The sequence below is a fragment of the Buchananella sp. 14KM1171 genome (assembly GCF_041380365.1).
In the GTDB taxonomy this organism is placed as follows: domain Bacteria; phylum Actinomycetota; class Actinomycetes; order Actinomycetales; family Actinomycetaceae; genus Buchananella; species Buchananella felis.
In genome coordinates, this window is sequence record NZ_CP159981.1 from 548,993 (window position 1) to 570,004 (window position 21,012).

Sequence of the window (21,012 nt, forward strand, 5' to 3'; positions counted from 1 at the left end):
CTCCCCGCGCACGGGGCGCAACTACGCTGCCACCACGGTGATGGCGGAGGCGTCGTCCGGGCGCAGGCAAACGTCGTGATTGGCGACCCGGAAGATGGCCGGCCCACCGTAGGCGGCCGGGCGGACCAGTTGCACCCGCGTGCCGGGCACTAGACCTAAGCCCAGCAGGCGCCTGCTCAGGTGCGTGGGTAGCCCCGTCTCGATGGCGATGACCGTTGCCCAGCACCCCTGCGGCACCTTGTCCAGGGAGATCTGTTTCGCCTCAGATTCCTGCATTTCCTGCTGGTGAGTCACCACCATCACCCCACTGGCTAAACTTGATTGATTCAATTTAGCGTACATGTCAACAAGGTCTCCTCCAAGAGGTGAACTCCGTAGTCTCACCCTTCAATACGAGCGCGCAAGGGGGGAAAGGCCGCATCCGCGCAGTGACGGCTCGGCACCCCCGGCCATCCCCCGCCCCCGGCTCGGCCACGCGCCAACCCCGACCCGGCCCCGGAAACGCAGCGCGCCGGCCCCCGTAGGGATCGGCGCACCGTTTGCAGCAACCGGTGTTACCGCCTCAAACCCCCGCTCAGCGCAGTCCCACGCGCCGCTCCAGCGCCAGCTCGATCAGCTCGGTGACGAGCTCTGAGTAGCTCATCCCGGCCGCCACCCAGGCTTGCGGATACATCGAGAACTGGGTGAAGCCGGGCAGCGTGTTGACCTCGTTGATCACCACGTCGCCACCGGGGCGGACAAAGAAGTCCACGCGGGCCAGGCCCTCACAGCCAAGCGCCTCGAAGGCGCGCGCGGCCAGGTCCTGCAGCCGCTTGGTCACGGGCGCGGGCAACTGGGCGGGGATCTGGTTGAGGTCCGCGCCGGCCACGTACTTGGTGTCGAAGTCGTAGAACTCGCTCTGCCCGTTCATGACGATCTCGCCGGGGGGCGCGGTGCGCGGGGCGGCGCCGTCGCGCCCGCCCAGCACGGCCACCTCGACCTCTCGCCCGACCTCTGCGGCCTCCACGACGACCTTCGGGTCGTGGCGGCGCGCCTCCTCGATCGCCTCCACCAGCTGGTCGGCGCTCTCCACCTTACTGATGCCCAGGGAGGAGCCGGCGCGGGCGGGCTTGACGAACACGGGCAGCCCCAGGGCCGCCACGGTCTCCAGGCAGAGGGCGCGGTCGCGGCGCCACAGGGAGTCGGTGATGGACACGGAGCGGCCGATGGGCAGGCCCTCGCCCGCCAGGACCAGCTTGGTGGTGTGCTTGTCCATCGCGGCGGCGGAGGCCAGCACGCCGCAGCCCACGTAGCGCACGCCGGTGAGCTCCAGCAGGCCCTGGATGGTGCCGTCCTCGCCGTAGGGGCCGTGCAGTAGCGGCAGCACCACGTCCACGTCGATGCGCTGCGCGCCGGCAACTAGCTGCAGCACACCGCGGTCCTCCAGAACCACCTGGAGTGCCGGGGACTGCGCCACCACCTGCGCCAGCTCGCCGTCGCGCAGGGCGTAGCGCTCGGGGTCGTCAGCCACCAGGACCCACTGTCCCTCGCGGGTGATGCCCACGGGCACCACGTCGTACCGGGACCTGTCGATCGCCGCCAGCACGTTGGACGCGGTGGCGCAGGAGATGCCGTGCTCGCCGGAGCGTCCACCGAAAACTACCGCCACCCGGGGCTTCGCTGCGCCGGACTGTGCCTCAGTCAAGATGACCTCACTACCTTGATAATTGCGCCCTGTTCAGGGTCATTCCTGGGTGGCGCCGCTGACGCCCTCGGCCTTGCGGGGGCGGGACAGCAGCACGCGTGTGATTTCCTTGGGGTCGATTCCGCCGTGGAGGATCGCCAGCACGCCGAAGGTGATGGGCATGTCCACCCCAAGCTTCTTGGCCAAGTGGCTGACCGACTGGCATGACTTCACGCCCTCTGCCGTTCCACCCGTGCGCCGCTGGGCCTCTTCGAGGTTGCAGCCCTCCGCGATCGCGCGCCCAAATCGCTGGTTGCGAGACAACGGCGAGGCACAGGTGGCCACCAGGTCACCCATGCCGGCCAGGCCCGCGAAGGTCTCTCGCTCCGCCCCCATGGCCTCGCCCAGGCGGGTGGTTTCCACCAGGCCGCGGGTGATGATCGTGGCGGCGGTGTTTTGCCCGTACCCCAGTCCGAGCGCCATCCCGGCGGCCAGGGCGATCACGTTCTTCACGGCGCCGCCCAGCTCCACTCCCACCACGTCGGTGTTCGTGTAGGGGCGGAAGTAGGGCGCGGCGCACAGCTGCGCCACCCGGTTTGCCACGGCCTCGTCCTTGGCGGCGATCACGGTGGCGGTGGGCTGCTGCTCGGCGATCTCACTGGCCAGGTTGGGCCCGGAGAGCACCGCCACCTGTGCCAGGTCCACCGCGAGCGCCTGGGCCAAGACCTCGCTCATGCGCAGGTCCGTGCCCAGCTCGATTCCCTTCATCAGGGAGAGCACCACGGTCGTGGGCCCCAGCTTGCCGCGAATGGGGGCCAGCGCCTCGCGGGCGATCTGCGACGGGATCGCCACTACCACCAGCTGGGCGCCCTCCACGGCACCGAGCATGTCCGTGGTGGCACCGATCTTGGGATCCAGCCTCAGCGCCGGCAGGTAGCGCTCGTTGCAGTGGGCGTTGATGGAGGCGACCACCTGCGCGTCGCGCCCCCACATGACCACCTGGTTACCTGCGTGCGCGCACACCTGCGCGAACGTGGTGCCCCACGCGCCCGTGCCGATTACGGCGATGTGACCGTTCATGCTCCCTGCCCGGGTTGCTGGCTGCCCGGCTTTTCGGGCGCAACGATTCGATCCGCCTTGATGCCCGACGCTCCGCCGGTCGCCCCCTCCTGCTCGGCCCGCTTTTCACCGGCCTGCTTGGAGGCCACGGCCTCCGGGGAGGAGGCGGGCACGGACGGGCCGGCCAGTTCGGGGCGCGGCCGGGCAGCGTCGTCGGCCCGCTTGCCCCACGTGTAGGGGGCGGAGTCGTAGCCACCACCGGCCGGCGCGGCGGCCTCGCGTTCCAGGAGTTCGGTGATGTCGCCGCCACGCGACTGCTCGGCAGGCACGCTCAGGAGCGGGTTCCACTGGACGTCGTGCACACGCGGTGAGGTGTCATAGGTGCGGCCGTCGCGGCGCGAATCCCACATCGGCATGGGGGCCTGCTCGCCGCGCAGCTCCTCCACCAGCGAAGTGAGCGCCAGGATGATGCGGTGCGTTGCCTCCTTGTAGGCGGCGGCGTCGGTGCGGCCGTACAGGTCGCTCAGCTCCACCGGCTTGCCCACGCGGGCCACGATGCGCGGGCGGCGCCAGAAGCGCGGCACCCCGCCCTCGCGGCGGTAGAGGGCGTGCGCGCCCCACTGCCCCACCGGGATAACCGGCACGCGGGAGGCCAGCGCCAGGCGGGCGGCGCCCAGCTTCGCGGTCATCGGCCACAGGTCGGGGTTAGAGGTCAGCGTGCCCTCCGGGAAGAGGGCGATCACCTCCCCCTTCTCCAACGCGTTGAATGCCGCCGACAGCGCCTCCACCGCCCGGGCAGAGCCGCGCACCACCGGCACCTGGCCGCTGCGCCGCAGGAAGAAGCTCAGCACGGGGATGCGCCACAGCTCGTGCTTGGCCAGGATGCGCGCCGGGATCTTCTGGTCCAGCAGCAGGTGGAGAAGCGTCAGGCCGTCCGCGTTGGAGACGTGGTTGCCCACCGCCAGGAACGCGCCCTCCTTCGGGAAGTTGTCTACGCGCTGCCAGCGCAGACGGGCCACCGAACGCATCAGCAGGCGCGCAACGGCGCCGGAGACGCGATAGAACAACGGATAACTTCTACCCACAGACTGCCTCGATTTGTTCACTGGTTTGACTCAACGCTCCATGGTGGCGCGCGCGCCCAGGGCGCGCAGCTTGGCGTTGAAATGCTCGTAGCCGCGGTTGATCAGCTCGATGCCGTGCACGCGGGAGGTGCCGGAGGCGGTCAGGGCCGCGATCAGGTGACTGAAGCCGCCGCGCAGGTCGGGCACCTCGATGTCGGCGCCGTGCAGCGGGGTGGGGCCGGAGACCACGGCGCTGTGCTGGAAGGAGCGCTCCCCGAACCGGCAGGTGAGCGGGCCCAGGCAGTTGGGGTAGACCTGGATCTTGGCGCCCATGTCCACCAGCGCGGAGGTGAAACCGAAGCGGTTTTCGTAGACCGTCTCGTGGATGATGGACAGCCCGCTGGCCTGGGTCAGCGCCACCACCAGGGGCTGCTGCCAGTCGGTCATGAAGCCGGGGTGCACGTCGGTCTCGATGGCCACCGCCTGCAGGTCGCCACCCGGGTGGGAGAAGCGGATGCCCTCCTCGGTGACGTCGAAGGCGCCACCGATGTTCCGAAACACGTTCAGGTAGGTCATCATCTCCGGCTGGGTGGCGCCGCGCACCATGATGTCGCCGCCGGTGGCCAGGGCTGCCGCGCCCCAGGAGGCCGCCTCGATGCGGTCCGCGAGCGCGGTGTGCTGGTAGCCCTTGAGTTCCTCCACGCCGTCCACGGTGATGACCCGCTCGGCGGCCACGGAGATGCGGGCGCCCATCTTCTGCAGCACCGCGCACAGGTCCATGATCTCCGGCTCCACCGCCGCGTTCTTCAGCACGGTGCGCCCCTGGGCGCGCACGGCGGTGAGCAGCATCTGCTCGGTGGCCCCCACGGAGGGGTACTCCAGCTCGATGATCGCGCCGCGCAGGCCGTTGGGGGCGGAGATCTCGATGCCGTCGGGCACCTTGTCGATCACCGCACCGAACTCGCGCAGGATGCGCAGGTGGAAGTCGATCGGCCGGTCCCCGATCCGGCAACCACCCAGGTCGGGGATGAAGGCGCGGCCCAGCCGGTGCAGCAGCGGGCCACAGAACAGGATCGGGATGCGGGAGGCACCCACCAGTTCACCCACCTGGGCCACGGCGGCTTCCTTGACGTGGCCCGGGTCCATCCGCAGGACGCCGGCTTCCTCGTCGAAGTCCACCTCCACCCCGTGCAGGCGCAGCAGGTCGCTGACCACGTCCACGTCCCGGATCAGCGGCACGTTTCGCAGCACGGAGGGGCTCTCAGCCAGGAGCGCCGCCACCATGGCCTTGGAGACGAGGTTCTTTGCGCCGCGCACAAAGATCTCGCCAACCAGGGGCTTGCCGCCCTCAACGCGCATGACTGCCATGGCTCTCCTCCCGCAAGTTCTCGAAAAGAGTTTACGTCCCTTGCCCCCGCACTCGTCACACATACCGGCGGGCCGTGGGCAACCGCGAGGTGTTATCCATACGTCAGTCATTGGATGGTGCCTGGCATGGTCATTCGAGCTAGGCTCGCCCTTGGTCTATCGGAGGGAAGGGTATTGCAAGCTAAGCCGATTGGCGCTGCTCGAAACGGCAAGCCCTCCACCTCCGCAGGTGTGCCGCGAAGCCCCGGCAAGCGCCACCTTGCGCCGCTGGACGGCCTGCGGGCCCTGGCCATCGTCTTTGTGCTTGGCTACCACTTCTTCCCCAAGCTCGCTCCCCAGGGGCGCCTGGGGGTGGACCTGTTCTTTGTACTGTCCGGCTTCCTGATCACCTCGCTACTGCTGGCCGAGACCCAGCGCAGCGGCCGGGTCAACCTGCGGGGCTTCTTCCTGCGGCGCTGGCGCCGATTGGTGCCCGCGCTCGTGTTGGCGGTGGTGACCGTGGTGGGCATGGCGGCCGTGGTGGGCGGCGATGCGCTGCTGGCGGTGCGCCGCCAGACCCTGGGTTCGCTCTTCTTTGTCTCCAACTGGGTGGAGATCTTTGCCGGGGGTTCCTACTACGACCACACCCAGCCGCTGCTGCTGACGAACACCTGGTCGCTGGCGATCGAGGCCCAGTTCTACCTGGTCTGGCCTTTGTTGCTGCTGGGCATCGTCTGGCTGGCCGACCGCCTCATTCGGGCCTTCCCGTGGGCCGCTCACTGGCAGGCCCGCAGGGTGGCTGCGGTCCTGTGCGTACTGATAGCTGCGGCCTCGTTTGGGGCCGGGGTGGCACTGACTTCGGCCGGGGCGGCAGCGTCGCGCGCCTACTTCGGCACCGACACGCACTCCTTTGGCCTGATGCTGGGGGCGGCGTTGGCGCTGCTCAACCGCTCCGGGCTGAGTTCTACGGCCAGAACTTCCAGCGTGCGCGCCACGTGGCGTGGCGTGGCCGGCTGGGTCTCGGTGGTGCTGCTGGTCGCGCTCAGCGCCGGCGTGCTGGCGGGAGTGCCTGGTCTGGCGTGGCTGGTGGCGGACACGCGCGGCATGGGCGCCCTGCTGGTGGCCTCCGTTCTCTCCGTTGGAGTGGTGCAGGCGCTTTTGCCTTCCGCCTCCAGTCACCCGGGCCCGGCCCGCTGGCTGCAAAAGGTGGTGGGTGCGCGCGCGTTGACGTGGATCGGCGAACGCTCCTACGGGATCTACCTGTGGCACTGGCCGCTGTACGTGTTGCTTTTTTACGCCGCCCGCAGGGTGCCTTCGCTTTGGGGGGCACTGGCAGTCAGCCTGGCGTCGGTTGCCCTGGCGGCCCTTTCTTACAAATACGTGGAGGAACCGGTGCGCAACTCGGGTTGGCGCGGCGCGGCCAGGCGGCTATTCACCATGCCGCACAAGGCGTTCTTGGCCTCCGGCCTGGCCATTGTGATCGTGTGCAGCGCGTTCGTGTGGGCGCTGGCCCACCAGCCCGCCATGTCGCAGGCGCAGGCGAGCATCGAGGCGGGCAGGCGCGCGCTCGCCACCGCCACCCCAGCCGCACCTGCCTCCCCGCCGGCCGCCGCGTCCGCTTCTCCCAGCGACGACGCTGCCGCCCCCGCCTCCGCGAGTCCCGAGGCGCCCAGCGAGCCGGCCCCCTCCCCCTCGCCCGTCGAACCGACGCCCACGCCGGTGCCGCCGATCTCCGTGCCGGTGCAGGGGGCCGACGTCGCCGTGGTGGGAGACTCCGTCACCTTGGCCTCCGCGCCCTCGCTGGCCGAGCAGCTGGTGGACAGCGCCATCGACGCCGAGGTCTCGCGCCACTTCCTCTCCGCGCAGGAGATCCTGGCCGGGCTGGACGCCACCTACGGGCAGCGCCCGTTCGTGGTGGTCTCCCTGCTCTCTAACGGCCCGGTTTCCCTGGAGGAGATGGAGGAGTTCCTGGCCTCGCTGGCTCCCGGCCGCCGCCTGGTGCTGGTCACCGCCTACGGCCCGGAGACGGTGGAGTGGATGGCGCCCAACAACCAGGTGGCCCGCCAGTTCGCCGCCGCCCACAAGGACCGCGTCCGTATCGCGGACTGGGACACCGCGATCGCCGCACGCACCGACCTGCTGGCGGACGACCTGATCCACCCCAGCGAGGAGGGCGGCGACGTCTACGCCGCCGCCGTGCAGGCGGCGCTGGACAGCTTCGCCACCCCGGCCCGCTAGCTGGGCCAGCTGGCCGGGTGGCCGACTAACTGAGGCGTGGGGCAAGAAGCCCCTACCAGCGGGCGGGCAACAGCCCGGTCGCACCGCTCAAACGCGGCACCCCCACCACCCCCTACCAGCGGGCGGGCAACAGCCCGGGCGCACCGCTCAAACGCGGCACCCCCACCACCCCCTACCAGCGGGCGGGCAACAGCCCGGGCGCACCGCTCAAACACGGCACCCCCACCACCCCCTACCAGCGGGCGAGCAACAGCCCGGGCGCACCGCTCAAACACGGCACCCCCACCACCCCCTACCAGCGGGCGGGCAGCGTCTTGGGCTTGAATGAGGGCCGGGTGGCCTCGAAGGCGGAGATGTCCGCTTCGTTCTGCAGCGTGATGGCGATGTCGTCTGCGCCCGCCAGCAAGCGCTCGCGCGTGTGGTCGTCCACCTCGATGGGCGCGGCCTGGTCACCAAAGCGCACCTGTCGCTCCACCAGGTCCACAGTCACCTCGGCACCGGGACTGGCCTCCATGTACGCCCACAGGGCGTCGCGGGTGGCCTCGTCGATCAGCGCCACCAGTAGGCCCTGCTTGCCGGCGTTGGAGCGGAAGATGTCCGCAAAGCGCGGTGCCAGCACCGCCTTGAAGCCGTAGTCGCGCAGCGCCCACACCGCGTGCTCGCGCGAGGAACCGGTGCCGAAGTCCGTGTCAGCCACCAGCACCGAACCGGCCCGGTAGGGCTCCTGGTTCAGCACGAAATCCGGCTCCTTGCGCCAGGCGGCAAAGAGGGCGTCGTCGAACCCCGTGCGGGTAATGCGCTTCAGGAACACGGCCGGGATGATCTGGTCGGTGTCCACGTTGGAGCGGCGCAGCGGCACACCGATGCCCGTGTGAACGGTGAACTTTTCCATTTCTTATTCTCCTCGGGCTCAGGCGGGCAGGTCGGACGGGGCGGCCAGGTGCCCCAGCAGGGCGGTGGCGGCGGCAACGGGGGGCGAGACCAGGTGGGTGCGGCCGCCCGGGCCCTGACGTCCCTCGAAGTTGCGGTTGGAGGTGGAGGCGCAGCGCTCCCCCGCCGTGAGCTGGTCCGGGTTCATGCCCAGGCACATCGAGCAGCCGGCGTTGCGCCACTCCGCTCCGGCCCTGATGAAGATCTTGTCCAGGCCCTCAGCCTCTGCGGCCAGGCGTACCTTGGCCGACCCGGGCACTACCAGCATGCGCAGCCCCTCCTTGATCCGCTTACCGTCCAGGATCGCGGCGGCGGCCCGCAGGTCCTCCAAGCGGCCGTTGGTGCAGGAACCCAGGAAGACCGTGTCTACCTTGATGTCCTTCATCCGCATGCCCGGGCGCAGGTCCATGTACTCCAGCGCGCGGCGGGCGGCGGCGCGGTCCGTCTCGTCTTCGAAGGACTCGGGGTCCGGCACCGTCTGGTGCAGCGGCACGCCCTGCCCGGGGTTGGTTCCCCAGGTCGCAAAGGGCGTGATGTTTGCGGCCTCGAGCACCACTTCGGTGTCGAAGACGGCGTCGTCATCCGTGCGCAGCTCGCGCCACGCCGCCACGGCGGCGTCCCAGTCCTCCCCCTGCGGGGCGTGCGGGCGCCCCTTGAGGTAGGCGAAGGTGGTCTCGTCGGGGGCCACCATGCCGGCGCGGGCACCGGCCTCGATGGACATGTTGCAGACGGTCATCCGCTGCTCCATCGTCATCTCCTCAAAGGCCTGCCCCCGGTACTCGATCACGTGGCCCGCACCGCCACCCGTGCCGATCTTGGCGATCACGGCAAGGATGACGTCCTTGGCCGTGGTGCCCTCCGGCAGGGACCCGTTGACCGTCACGCTCATGGTCTTAAAGCGCTTCAGGGGCAGCGTCTGGGTGGCTAGCACGTGCTCGACCTCGGAGGTGCCGATTCCCATCGCCAGGGCGCCGAACGCACCGTGCGTGGAGGTGTGGGAGTCGCCGCACACCACGGTCATGCCGGGCTGGGTCAGGCCAAGCTGGGGGCCCACCACGTGCACGATTCCCTGCTGCGCGTCCCCCAGGGAGTGGATGCGCACGCCAAACTCGGCGCAGTTCTTCCGCAGCGTCTCAATCTGCAAGCGGGAGATCGGGTCAGCGATGGGCTGGTCGATGTTCTGCGTCGGGGTGTTGTGGTCCTCCGTAGCGATGGTCAGGTCGGGACGGCGCACCGGCCGCCCCTCCATGCGCAGGCCATCGAAAGCCTGCGGGGAGGTGACCTCGTGAACCAGGTGCAGGTCGATGTAGAGCAGGTCGGGCTGGCCCTGCGCACCAGCGCGCACCACGTGTTGCTGCCACACCTTTTCTGCGAGCGTCTTGCCCACCGAACACCTCCACAGGTCCGTGAATAGAAATTCACTCCACCGATTGCTTGCATCTCAGTTACTGAGATGGCAATATCATCTCATGGACGAGACGAACTCTTCAAGTGGAATCGGAGTGCTGGACAAGGCCGTGGCCTTGCTGGACGCCCTTGAGGGCGGCCCCGCCACGCTAGCTCAGCTTGTTGCAGCAACCCACCTCACCCGACCCACCGCCCACCGCCTCGCGGTGGGACTTGAACACCACCGCCTAGTGTCGCGGGACTCCCACGGCCGCTTTGTACTGGGTCCCCGCCTGGCGGAGCTTGCCGCAGCCGCTGGAGAGGATCGCCTCCTGGCCTGCGCCGGCCCCGTCCTGGCCATGCTGCGCGACCACACCGACGAGTCCGCACAGCTCTACCGCCGGCAGGGAGACCACCGCATCTGCGTGGCCGCAGCGGAACGCCCCTCCGGCCTGCGAGACTCCGTGCCCGTGGGTGTCACCCTGTCCATGCTGGCCGGCTCCGGCGCCCAGGTACTGCTGGCCTGGGAGGACCCCGACCGCCTGCACGCCGGACTCAAGGGAGCATCGTTCACCGCCACCACCCTGTCCGGGGTGCGCCGGCGCGGCTGGGCCCAGTCCGTCTCGGAGCGCGAGGCCGGCGTCTGCTCCGTCTCCGCCCCAGTGCGAGGCAAGGGCGGACGCGTCATCGCCGCCGTCTCGATATCTGGACCCATCGAGCGCATGGGCCGCCAGCCCGGGCGCATCTACGGCGAGATGGTGGCCGCCGCCGCCAACCGGCTCTCAGAGCTACTGGTCCAGGCCGGGCACTGATCGGCGCGCCTAGCCGCTACGCCCACCTGAGTTTTCGCCGGCGCGCGACGGCGCGCCCGTAAGCGTCCATGACCCACCGCAAAGCCTCATCCTGCGAATACGGGATGGGGCTTTGCCGGTTGTTCCGCTTCAGCCTGTCCAAAAGCTCCGGCCGCGCCAAGAGCGCGGCCAGGTGATCCGCCAGCTCCGCGTCGCTCCCGGCCAGCAGGCCGTGCTCGCCATGCGTGATGAAATCGTCCATCCCGGTGCCCGCGCGGCCCACCACCGCCAGGCCCGCAGCGCGCGCCTCCAACGGAGAAAGACCAAAGGCCTCGTCCAACCGGGCGGTGAGGTAGACATCGCAGTCGCGGTAAAGCGCGGCCAGGTCGCCGCGGTCCACCCGCCCACGCAGCTCAATCAACCCCCGCTCGTCGTGACGGGCAAGCCGAGCACGCAACGCCCCCAGCTCGGGGCCGTCGCCGCAGAGAATGAACCGCGCCCGCGCGCCAGGCACGCGCCTGGCCGCCTCCAGGAAAGCCGCAGCCATCACCTCGGGACGCTTCGCCTTCACGATCCGCACGGCGCTAACCACCGTCACCACCCGCTCGCCGGCGGAAGCACCGGGCGGCGGCGCGGCAACGTCGTCCCCCTCACTCGCCCCAATCCAGGCCGATAAATCGATCGCGTTCGGCAGCACGCCAACAGACTTCGCGCCGCACAGCTCAACCCGCCCAGCGGCCAGGCCGGAAACCGCCGTCAGCTCGGCGCCGCGCTCCTGCCACCTACGCACCCACCCCAAGCGAGCAGCCACGCCGGCCACCCGCATCGGCACCGTGCTGTGCCACGTCACCAGCACGGGGATCCCCAAGCAAAGAGCGGCCTCGATGCCCGGCCAAGCAAACACGCTGATCACGCCGGCGTGCACGTGGACGACGTCCGGCCGCAGAGCGCCCAGCTGCGCCCTCAGGCGCCGGAACGCAAACGCCGCCGCCGGAAAGCGCCTCGGCAGGGGCGACGTTACGCGCACCACCTCGAACGGATCGGGCCAGCGCGCGCCGGCCACACCATCGCGGTCGGGAGTCGCGGTCAGCACCGTCACCTCGTGTCCGGACGCGTGCTGGGCGGTGGCTAGCTCCCGCACCAGCGTCTCGATGCCGCCCAACCGGGGCGTGTAGCAGTCGCTAATGTGCACAATCCGCATGAGTCGAAGTGTTGCACACGCGCCACGGGAGCTGGCCGGAAACAGGGTTAGTGGCCCGGAGACGAAAGCGGCCCGGAGAAAACTCCGGGCCGCCTCAATTTGTAGCCCCGACCGGATTCGAACCGGCGCCGCCGCCTTGAGAGGGCGGTGTCCTAGGCCGCTAGACGACGGGGCCACTCGCTTGCGCGAACAGGTGAAACATTAGCGACCCGCACGGGGCCAGCGCCAATCGAACGCCCGTGAAATGACACACAGGCCCAGCGGGTGGGGGCGGGGCTGCGGGGCGGCGGGGATGCGGGGCGGCGGGTAATCCACGCGGGCGGAGACTCGCGTAACGCGCTCGCTGCTCGTGCGAGGCGCAGCCATCGGGCTTGCGCAAACGATCGCGCCTTTGCCCGACCAGTTGAGCCTTTGTGGCTCCTCCTGAGCCCTAATGTGACCTCTTGATGCGCTACGACACGTCCTAAGGGCTCAGGAGCTGCAACAAAGACGCATCCGCTGCACGAACGGCTCAAGAGGTACAAGAAAGACGCAACTGTTTGCGCAACCTACTCCAGCGCCCGCCTCCCGGAGGCGGGCGCCGCCACACCGCTCAGGACACGCCCACCGCAGCCGGAGCATTGGTGTGGGCACCTTACTGACGGGCGTCAGCGTCGCCCCTGAATCCCGTCAGTCTCGCCCGGCCCGGCACACTCCGGGGACCACGCCGGCCCGCCCCGGGTACCGGAGCTCCTGGCGGACTGGAACGACCACCTCGCGAGCTGAACCGACCACCCCGGGGACTGGGCCGGGCACTGTTGCGCAAACGGTTGTAGGGTTTCCCGACCTTTTGAGCTCTTGGTGCAGCTGTTGAGCTTTTGGTGCACCGATTGAGGGGTTACCCGGCCGGGTAAGCCTACGACTGGTTCACTAAGCCCACGAGAGGTGCACCAACCCTACGAGAGGTGCGCTAAGCCCTCGATCGCTTGCGCACACCCGCACCAACGGCGAGCATCGACGCCGCCTAACGCGACCACAGCGCCCATCCCCGGCCCCCCAAGCTCGCAAATGCTGCAACGGGGTACATCCGACCGACCGGTGCCACGCCCCCAAGCGGTCGGATGTACCCCGACCGCACGCTTGTACGCTCGGGGGCAACCCGCAGCGGCCACCAAGGAACGCCGGCACGACAACCCGACGGTGGGCGGAACGTCGGCCACCACGGGCGGCCCCCACGGGGATCGGCGTGTTACCGGGCGGCGAGTGGAACGTCGGCCACCCAGAACGCCGGCGCGAAAACCCGACGGCAGGCGGAACGTCGGCCACCACGGGCGGCCAAGCCGGGCGGCCGCGCTCCCAGCCCTTAGCGCCCGGCCTATTCCCATTTCCCCTACCGTTGGAGACGGCGGGACAGGCCCGCTACCGAACGTGAAAGCGGCCCGGAGGAAAACCTCCGAGCCGCTTCGATTTGTAGCCCCGACCGGATTCGAACCGGCGCCGCCGCCTTGAGAGGGCGGTGTCCTAGGCCGCTAGACGACGGGGCCACTTGGCTCTTTCGAGCCGCGCGATTTAACTCGCGAGCTGGGGTACCAGGACTCGAACCTAGACTAACTGAACCAGAATCAGTCGTGCTGCCAATTACACCATACCCCAAGGGTTTTGACTCTCCCAGCCCGACATAAGCCCGGCTGCGAGCGCCGGATGTGAACGTTACACGAGGGGTGCCGATCCCGGCAAATCCCCGGGGAGTAATCCGCGCCACCTTCCCGCGCACGCTGCTCGCCACGCGACACCATTCACCGCAACCGGTAACGCCGCCCGCCAGAGCACGGCCCGCCACTATGGCCGACGTCCCTCCCGCCGCAGCCACCAAACACCCAAGCCCGCCACGCCACCACGGCGGGCGCAGACCGGCCCCAACAACACACCCAGCCGGACGCACCTTCCCACCCCACCCCGCGCCCTCGCCCCCGAACCTCGCCCCACCCGCCACCAGCAGCTCTCGACCCGCACCCGACCCCAAACGCCCCTTTACCCCGCGCCACGAGCCCCGGCCACCACCCAGCGCCCCTACGACAGGGGCGCTCGCGCCCCACCCCACCCCCGCACGCCCAGCGATAGATAGCGCAAATCACCGCGTGGCAACCGACACGCCGCCGCGAGCGCCCCGATTTGCGCGAGACGCGCCACAGTCGTCAGACATCTGTCACATATTCCGAGAAATCTCGGTAAACGGACAGCTTTACCGGTTAACTAGCGCACGGCTGCCGCTCACGAAAGGAGTAATCATGCGCCGCCCTCGCCGGTCCCTGCTGGCCCCCATTTCGCTCTCAATCGGCTTGATTCTGCCAGCGACATTGGCCAGTCCTTCCTTGGCTACCGAGTCCCCCCTCCCACTGGCGGGAGAGCCCGCCACTTCCTCCCCGCCCCTTTGGACCGACACCGGGAGCGCGGACGAGGACGAGGACGGCGAACTGCGCAGCCTGCTGATTCCGGCGCTTCCCCCGCAAGACCCACTTCCCGGCTCCGGCTCCCCGGATGAGCCTGCCCCCTCCCTACCGCCGCAGGCCCCCGACCCGGATGAGCCGGCCCCCTCCCTACCGCCGCAGGCCCCCGACCCGCTCGGTCCCAACGAGTTCGTTCACCCGTGCAATCGGGCGATCGTCCCCACGTGTTCCTTGCAGGAGTCCACTTACGTGGATCTGGGCCTGGAGTTGGGCCCCGGCCCCCGCGCCCGCGTGCCGGTGCGGCTGGTCCAGAACCAGGTCCGCGCGCAGGCGATGAATGAGATGCGCGCGATGCGCACCAGGATGTGGGCCGCCAACCCGCCCTACAACGGCCGCCCACTGCGCACAGTTCTTGCCGAGCATGGCATCACTTCCGCCCAGGCGTTCGCCAACCAGCCCCAGTGGGACAACGACGCGGAGCGAATCTCCATCCAGCGCGCCGCAGAGCAGAGCATTAGCGGCATCACCCACGACCGCCCCTCCGGGCACAGCATCTTTGCTCTCGGGGTGAGCGGCGGGCAGGGCTTGGGTTCTGAGAACCTCGCGTGCGCGGAGGGGTTCATGACCAGCGCGCAGGGCATGAGCCAGTTCGAGGCGGAGCTGGCTGACCTGATTCGCCACAACGGCAGCTTCAACACCGCGACCGGTCACCTGCATACGCTGCTCAACCCGACTAAGGTCCGCCACGCCTTCTCGCTGACCGACCAGACCCATTTCACGAACCACAGCGTGCGCGCGCAGGGCAACACCTCGCCGGCCCCGGTCGGGGATGGCTGCTATTCCTTCGACGTCCCGCTGCCCTCGGGCACTGCGGTCAAGCTCTCTGACCCGGGTGTGCTGGGCGTGGGCGACACCGCAACGCTGCTGCCTACCGGGGTCTTCAACAAGCGCGAGCTGGTCATGGTGGGCACGTTCTCTTCCTCGGCTCCTGACGTCGTCCAGGTGGACCAGCAGACGGGCGAGATGCGGGCCAAGGCGCCCGGGTCTGCGGTGATCACCTTCCGCACGGCGGGTGCGGACAGCGTGCACACTCGGACGATCACGGTTTCCGCCGGCACCGTGCCGACGCTGAAGCTGGCCGGCCGGCGCGCCCTGTTGCCCGGCTTGGACGACGTTGCCGTGGTGAGCGCCACCGTGAACGGCGCCGAGACTCAGGTGACCGGCCGTTTTTCCACGGACGCGCCGGAGATCATCGCGGTCGACCCGGTTTCGGGCGTCTACCGTGGCTTGACCCCGGGCAAGGCGCGCGTGATCTTCACGGCCGTCCCGAGCGGCAGGGTCACCTCCATGGAGGTGCGGGTTGAGCAGGTCAAGCGTTATTCGTGGACGTGGTCTGCCAGCAACGCCGGCTCGTCCGGCACCCTGGTGGTGCGCTTGGCTTCGGCCAACCTGAACGAGGTGGTGCCGGGCAAGTTCGTGGTTGCCCCGGAGTCTTTCGGTAAGGCGACGATTGATCTCGACACGGGTTCCTTCCACCTGAACAACACCGGCAAGGTCTGGTTCGAGTATTCCGTTCCGGGCACGGACATCTTCAAGCGCATCGCTATCGACGTGCAGCCTGGCCTGGAGCTGACCGGCCCGAACGTGGTGAAGGTGGGCCAGAGTATCAAGCTCAAGCGCGCCCTGAATCAGGGGCCGGGTTACGAGGTCGGGGAGCTTACCTCTTTGACGCCTCAGCTGCTTGAGGTGCACAACACCGACCAGGTGCGGGGCTTGGCTCCGGGTAGCGGCCGGGTGCGCTTGTCCTATTCGTCGTGGTGGGTGGATTTCGACATCCGCGTGGAGCCCGGCCCGGGCGGCAATCCTGTATTGCCCACGCCGTCGAATGGTCCGGCCACGCCTTCCGCGCAGCCTTCGGTTTCGGTTTCGCCTACGACGTCGCCCTCTAACCCGTCCGTTCCCTCGGCGCCCTCCACGCCATCCGCCACACCGTCCGCCTCGCCAAAACCGCCGGCGCCCACCGACGCACCGGCCAACCCCAGCACCGCCCCTACCGCCTCGCCAAAACCGCCGGCCCCCACCGGCGCGCCGGCCACCCCCAGCACCACCCCTACCGCCAGCGCGCCGGCCACCCCGACGCCGCCCACAGTGACGAGCCGGGTGGTGCGCCTGGCAGGCAACAACAGGGTGGACACGGCCATCGCCGTCGCTCAGGCCCAGGCCCCCGCCAGCACCGCCATCCTGGCCACGGGTAACAGCTACGCCGACGCGCTGAGCGCCGCCGGGCTCTCCCGGGTGCTGGACGCGCCGATCTACCTGACGGCGAGTTCCTCCGGCCTGGAGAGCCAGGTGGTGGCCTCGATGCGCCGGCAGGGCGTGCGCCACGTGGTGATCCTGGGAGGGCACGGCTCGGTGCCGCTCGCGGTGGAGCGCACCGTGCTGAACTCCGGCATGACCGTTGAGCGCATCGCGGGCGCCAGCCGCACGGACACCTCGCTGCGGGTGGCCCAGCGCGCGATCAGCGTGAACGGCGCGGCCGTGAAACGAGTCTTCGTCACGGATGGAACCAACTTCCCTGATGGTCTGGCCGCGGGGGCAGCGTCGGCCAATGCGCAGGCAATCACGGTGCTAACCAATGGGTCCAGCCTGCCCGCCGCCACTGCCGCGTTCCTGCGGGAGCAGTCCCGGTTCCGGGCGGTGGACGTGCTGGGCGGCAAGGCCAACACGGCCCTGCAGCAGGCCTCTGTGCAGCCGGCGAAGCGGTTCCTGGGGGCGTCGCGCTACGAGACGGCCTACCGGGTGGCAAAGGCGTTTGCCTCCCCCGCCGCCCCCAATCGGGCCATCCGCGTGGTGATCGCCAACGGCAACCATTTCGCTGACGCGTTGGCGGCCTCGGCGCTGACGGCCCGTGAGGGAGGGGTGCTGCTGTTGAGCACGGCGTCGACGCTGGAGGGCTATGCCGCGTCCTACCTGATGCAGCTCTCCGGCCCCGTGCACGCCTACCTGGCAGGGGGTGAAAACTCCCTTTCCACCCGGGTGGAGAACTCGGTTCGCCTAGCCGTGGACTGATCTCCCGCCCTGGCGGAGGGCCTGCGTTCAAAACCCCAGTCTCGTGCGGGTTTGGGCGCAGCCATGCCAAATACAAGCTGACAGCGCGCCAGAAAGAGCTTGGGGGCGCCCCCACCACGCCCCTCCTGCGGGCCGAGCCACGCCGCCAATCGGCTCACGACGAGCCGACGCGACCCCAGGCCGAGCCCAGCGGTAGGCCGCCCCCTCACCCGCCAAGAAATAACTACAAAATCGAAAGGAGTAACGATGCGCAACAAGAAATTGCCATCCCTACTCGCCGCTTCCATAGCGGTATGTCTCAGCCTCCCGGCCGCACTCGGCAGCGCCGCCGCCTTCGCCCAGGAGCCCCCCACCCCAGACGCCGCCGCGAACAGTTTTGAACAGGTGGACGACGCTGCCCACCAGGCGCCCCTGCTCACCGAGCCGCTCCTCGATGCCGACACCGAGGCAGACCGGGACGGCGCGGGCAACCACCAGTCGAACACCGCCCCCGGGCCAGGCGGGCAGGCCACGCCGCAGAACCTCACCCACCCGTGCTACCAGCCCACTATCCCCAGCTGCACCCTGCGGCAGTCCACCTACGTGGACCTCGGCACGGATCTGGGCACGGGACTGCTTGCGCGCGTCCCCGTCCAGCTACACCAGGACGACGTTCGCGCGCGGGCAATGGACGACTTCCGCAACCTGCGCCGCAGGATGTGGCAGACCAACCCGCCCTACAACGGGCGCCCGTTGCAGACCGTGCTGCGGGAGAAGGGCATCACCAGCGCCGAGCAGTACGCCAGCATGGTGTCTTGGGACAACGACGCCGAGCGCATCTCCCTGCAGCGCGCCGCCGAGCAGGTGCTGAGCGGAATCACCCACACCCGACCGGTGCGCACCAACCTGTTCGGGCTCAAGGTGCTGGGCGGGCAGTCCCTCTACACGGAGAACCTGGCCTGCAGCGTCGGCACGATGACGCCGTTCGCGGGCTTGACCCTGTGGGAGGACGAGCTGATCTACCTGCAGGACGACAACGGCGCGTTCAACTTCCGCACCGGCCACCTGCACACCCTGCTCAACCCGGCCTACACCCACCACGCCTTTGCGCAGAGCGACCAGACCCACTACGTAAACCACTCGGTGCGCAGCGGGGGCAACACCCCGGCCGCGCCCGTGGGCAACGGCTGCTACGCCATCGATGTGCCGATCCCCGGCGACAGCTCCGTCCAGTTCGAGCCGATCAGCACCCTGGGGGTCGGGGAAAAGGCGTTCGCCACCGTCACCTCCTCCTTCAGCACCCGCACCGTTGCCCTCGCCGGGCGCTACACCTCCTCCCGCCCCGACGTGGCCCAGGTGGACGAGACCACCGGCGAGATCACCGCGCTGACCGGCGGGCAGGCAACGATCTCCTTCACCCCCACCAACTCCAGCAACACGGTGACCCAGGTGGTGCAGGTATCCGCCGCCCCCGTCCCGCAGCTCTCACTGGCCGTCCGCAGCGACCTGCTGGAGGGATCGTTCGAGACGCCCGTCGTCACGGCGCTCGTGGACGGACAGGAGGCCTCGGTGACGGGCCGCTTCAGCACCGACGCGCCCAACGTCATCTCGATCGACGCGAACACCGGCCGCTTCCAGGCCGTCTCCCCCGGCCGGGCACGAATCATCTTCACCGCCAGCCCCTCCGGGCGCATCGCCGAAGCGACCGTGAACGTCCACAAGATCAGAACCGTTCGATGGAGCTGGGGCGACAGTGTGGTGGGCTCCACCGGTGTCTTCACCGTCTACGGCAGCTCCGGGGACATCACCGAGCAGCTCTCCGGCGAGTTCAGCCTCGGCACCGACTCCCTCGATCTGCTCACCGTGGACCGCGAAACCGGCGAGTTCCACTTCGTCAAGCCCGGCAAGGCCAAGCTCTTCTTCTCCATCCCGGGCACCATGTTCTTCCGCACCCTAACCGTCCAGATCCGCCCCGGCCTTGAGCTGCGCGGCCCCAGGACCGTCCGCGTCGGTGAGGTCATCAACCTGGTGCGCACGTTCGGCAGCGACGACGACACCCCCTTCGCCACCCTGGAATCCCTCACCCCAGACCTGCTGCGGATCGAGAACTCGAACCAGGCGCGCGGTCTAGCACCCGGCGTCGCGCGCGTGAAGCTCTCCTCGTTCCACTACTGGATCGAAGAGGAGATCACCGTGCTGCCCGCGCTGCCGGGTTCTGAGCCGACCGCGTCGGCGACCGCGTCGGCGTCGGCGACCGCGTCGGTGTCTGCGCCGGCGACTACGCCCGTGGCCCCGCCGGTCAAGCCCTCGGCCACCCCGAGCGCCACCGCAACCCCGAAGCCGTCGGCCTCCGCAACCGCGAAACCGTCGGCCTCCGCTACCGCAAAGACGTCCGCCACCGCCAAGCCGAGTGCTTCCGCCTCGACCTCGGCCTCGGCGACCCCGCCGGTCAAGCCCTCGCACACCCCGAGCGCAACCGCCACCGCGAAGCCCTCGGCCTCCGCCACTGCGAAGCCGACCGCCACCGCAAAGCCGTCGGCCTCCGCCACTGCGAAGCCGACCGCCACCGCCAAGCCCTCGGCCACCCCGAGCGCAACCGCCACCGCGAAGCCGTCGGCCTCCGCCACCGCGAAGCCATCGGTCTCCGCCACGGCCAAGCCCCCGGTCAAGCCCTCGGCCGCCCCGAGCGCCACCGCAACCCCGAAGCCGTCGGCCTCCGCCACCGCGAAGCCGACCGCCACCGCGAAGCCGACCGCCACCGCCAAGCCGAGTGCTTCCGCCTCGACCTCGGCCTCGGCGACCCCGCCGGTCAAGCCCTCGGCCACCCCGAGCGCCACCGCAAAGCCGTCGGCCTCCGCCACCGCGAAGCCGACCGCCACCGCCAAGCCCCCGGTGGCGCCGCCTCCGCCGCCGAAGGTGGAAAGCCAGGTAGTCCGGCTCTCGGGCTCCGACCGCGTCGCCACGGCAGTCTCGATCGCGCAGGCACAGGAAAGCTCGGAGGTCGCCCTCCTGGCAACGGGTAACAGCTACGCGGACGCGCTGAGCGCTGCGGGCCTGTCGCGGGTACTGGACGCGCCGATCTACCTGACGGTCAACCGCTACGCGCTCGAGCCGAGCGTGCTGAACTCGATGCGCACGCAGGGGACACGGCGCGTGGTCATCCTGGGCGGCAACGGTTCTGTGCCTGCCGGGGTGGAGGCCAGCCTGCGCCGCGCCGGGATGGGCGTGCAGCGCATCGCGGGCTCTGACCGGTTCGACACCTCAATCCAAATCGCTCAGCAGGCCCTGGCGGTGAGCGGTTCTAGCATCGAGCGGATCTTCGTCACCGACGGCAACAACTTCCCCGACGGCCTGGCAACGGGCGCGGCCTCTCACAACGCCCGGGCGATCACCGTGCTCTCGCGCGGCACCACCCTCCCGGCCGGGACGGCGGCGTTCCTGCGGCAGCAGAGCAGCCAGCGAGCGATTGCGGTCCTGGGTGGGGGCGCGCAGACCGCGCTACGCAACGCACGCATCCCGATGTCCCAGCACTTCGTGGGCTCCTCCAGGTATGAGACCGCCTACCTGCTGGCCACCGCGTTCCCGCCTGCGCAGGTCTCCGCCTCGCACCCGGCCCGGGTGGTGATCGCAAACGGCAACAACTTCGCCGACGCCCTGGCGGCCTCTGCCCTCACGGCCCGCAGCGGTGGCGTGCTGCTGCTCAGCGCCGCTCCCACCCTCGACGGGCACGCCGACCGCTTCCTGCGCAGCCTGAAGCGACCGGTCCACGCCTACCTGGTGGGCGGGGAGAACTCCCTGTCCAACCACGTGGAGAACACGGTGCGCCAAGCTATCCGCTAATCCGCGTAGGTGAAGCAAG

The 21,012-nt window shown here is 69.4% G+C and carries 12 protein-coding genes and 3 tRNA genes; 4 read left to right on the forward strand and 11 right to left on the reverse strand.

Translation table 11 applies throughout. The features are described from left to right. Positions 1 to 21: 21 nt before the first annotated feature. The 5 genes from ABYF38_RS02235 to murA form a co-directional block, all read right to left on the reverse strand. The gene (locus tag ABYF38_RS02235; RefSeq protein ID WP_371152502.1) at positions 22 to 300 is read right to left on the reverse strand and encodes a FeoA domain-containing protein; all 279 of its coding nucleotides are present in this window, start codon (positions 298 to 300) and stop codon (positions 22 to 24) included. A gap of 274 nt (positions 301 to 574) precedes the next feature. Beyond that, positions 575 to 1,684 (reverse strand): D-alanine--D-alanine ligase family protein, encoded by a 1,110-nt coding sequence (locus tag ABYF38_RS02240; RefSeq protein ID WP_371152503.1) that lies wholly within the window; start codon positions 1,682 to 1,684, stop codon positions 575 to 577. A gap of 39 nt (positions 1,685 to 1,723) precedes the next feature. Continuing rightward, positions 1,724 to 2,743: an NAD(P)H-dependent glycerol-3-phosphate dehydrogenase gene (locus ABYF38_RS02245; RefSeq protein WP_371152504.1), complete on the reverse strand. Its 1,020-nt coding sequence runs from the start codon at positions 2,741 to 2,743 to the stop codon at positions 1,724 to 1,726. Next, positions 2,740 to 3,789 carry a lysophospholipid acyltransferase family protein gene (locus ABYF38_RS02250; RefSeq protein WP_371152505.1) on the reverse strand — a complete coding sequence of 350 codons (1,050 nt, stop codon included), beginning with the start codon at positions 3,787 to 3,789 and terminating at the stop codon, positions 2,740 to 2,742. The genes ABYF38_RS02245 and ABYF38_RS02250 overlap by 4 nt, the downstream gene beginning before the upstream one ends. Positions 3,790 to 3,837: 48 nt before the next feature. Continuing rightward, positions 3,838 to 5,154: a UDP-N-acetylglucosamine 1-carboxyvinyltransferase gene (gene murA / locus ABYF38_RS02255; RefSeq protein ID WP_371152506.1), complete on the reverse strand. Its 1,317-nt coding sequence runs from the start codon at positions 5,152 to 5,154 to the stop codon at positions 3,838 to 3,840. A 174-nt stretch (positions 5,155 to 5,328) separates the two neighbouring features. On the opposite strand from murA, the gene ABYF38_RS02260 reads away from it, so the two are divergent. Further along, positions 5,329 to 7,371, forward strand: a complete 2,043-nt coding sequence (locus ABYF38_RS02260; RefSeq protein ID WP_371152507.1) for an acyltransferase family protein — start codon at positions 5,329 to 5,331, stop codon at positions 7,369 to 7,371. 292 nt (positions 7,372 to 7,663) lie between these two features. Here the strand turns inward: ABYF38_RS02260 and leuD are convergent, their stop codons facing one another. Both leuD and leuC read right to left on the reverse strand, forming a co-directional pair. Further along, the gene (leuD, locus tag ABYF38_RS02265) at positions 7,664 to 8,263 is read right to left on the reverse strand and encodes a 3-isopropylmalate dehydratase small subunit (RefSeq protein ID WP_371152508.1); all 600 of its coding nucleotides are present in this window, start codon (positions 8,261 to 8,263) and stop codon (positions 7,664 to 7,666) included. An 18-nt stretch (positions 8,264 to 8,281) separates the two neighbouring features. Then, a complete protein-coding gene (gene leuC, locus ABYF38_RS02270; RefSeq protein WP_371152509.1) occupies positions 8,282 to 9,688 on the reverse strand; it encodes a 3-isopropylmalate dehydratase large subunit in 1,407 nt (468 codons plus the stop codon). 82 nt (positions 9,689 to 9,770) lie between these two features. On the opposite strand from leuC, the gene ABYF38_RS02275 reads away from it, so the two are divergent. Beyond that, complete coding sequence (locus ABYF38_RS02275) at positions 9,771 to 10,499, forward strand: IclR family transcriptional regulator (RefSeq protein ID WP_371152510.1); 729 nt, start codon at positions 9,771 to 9,773, stop codon at positions 10,497 to 10,499. A gap of 16 nt (positions 10,500 to 10,515) precedes the next feature. On the opposite strand, the gene ABYF38_RS02280 is transcribed toward ABYF38_RS02275, so the two are convergent. From ABYF38_RS02280 to ABYF38_RS02295, 4 genes are all read right to left on the reverse strand, one after another. Further along, positions 10,516 to 11,679: a glycosyltransferase family 4 protein gene (locus ABYF38_RS02280; protein ID WP_371152511.1), complete on the reverse strand. Its 1,164-nt coding sequence runs from the start codon at positions 11,677 to 11,679 to the stop codon at positions 10,516 to 10,518. 102 nt (positions 11,680 to 11,781) lie between these two features. After that, positions 11,782 to 11,854, reverse strand: a tRNA-Glu gene (locus tag ABYF38_RS02285). 1,275 nt (positions 11,855 to 13,129) lie between these two features. Further along, positions 13,130 to 13,202, reverse strand: a tRNA-Glu gene (locus tag ABYF38_RS02290). 37 nt (positions 13,203 to 13,239) lie between these two features. Continuing rightward, positions 13,240 to 13,311: transfer RNA gene (locus ABYF38_RS02295), tRNA-Gln, on the reverse strand. Positions 13,312 to 13,946: 635 nt separating this feature from the next. Between ABYF38_RS02295 and ABYF38_RS02300 the strand changes: the two genes are divergently transcribed. Both ABYF38_RS02300 and ABYF38_RS02305 read left to right on the forward strand, forming a co-directional pair. Continuing rightward, positions 13,947 to 17,174: a cell wall-binding repeat-containing protein gene (locus tag ABYF38_RS02300; RefSeq protein ID WP_371152512.1), complete on the forward strand. Its 3,228-nt coding sequence runs from the start codon at positions 13,947 to 13,949 to the stop codon at positions 17,172 to 17,174. Positions 17,175 to 17,420: 246 nt separating this feature from the next. Further along, a complete protein-coding gene (locus ABYF38_RS02305) occupies positions 17,421 to 20,993 on the forward strand; it encodes a cell wall-binding repeat-containing protein (RefSeq protein WP_371152514.1) in 3,573 nt (1,190 codons plus the stop codon). The last annotated feature ends 19 nt before the right edge of the window (positions 20,994 to 21,012 follow it).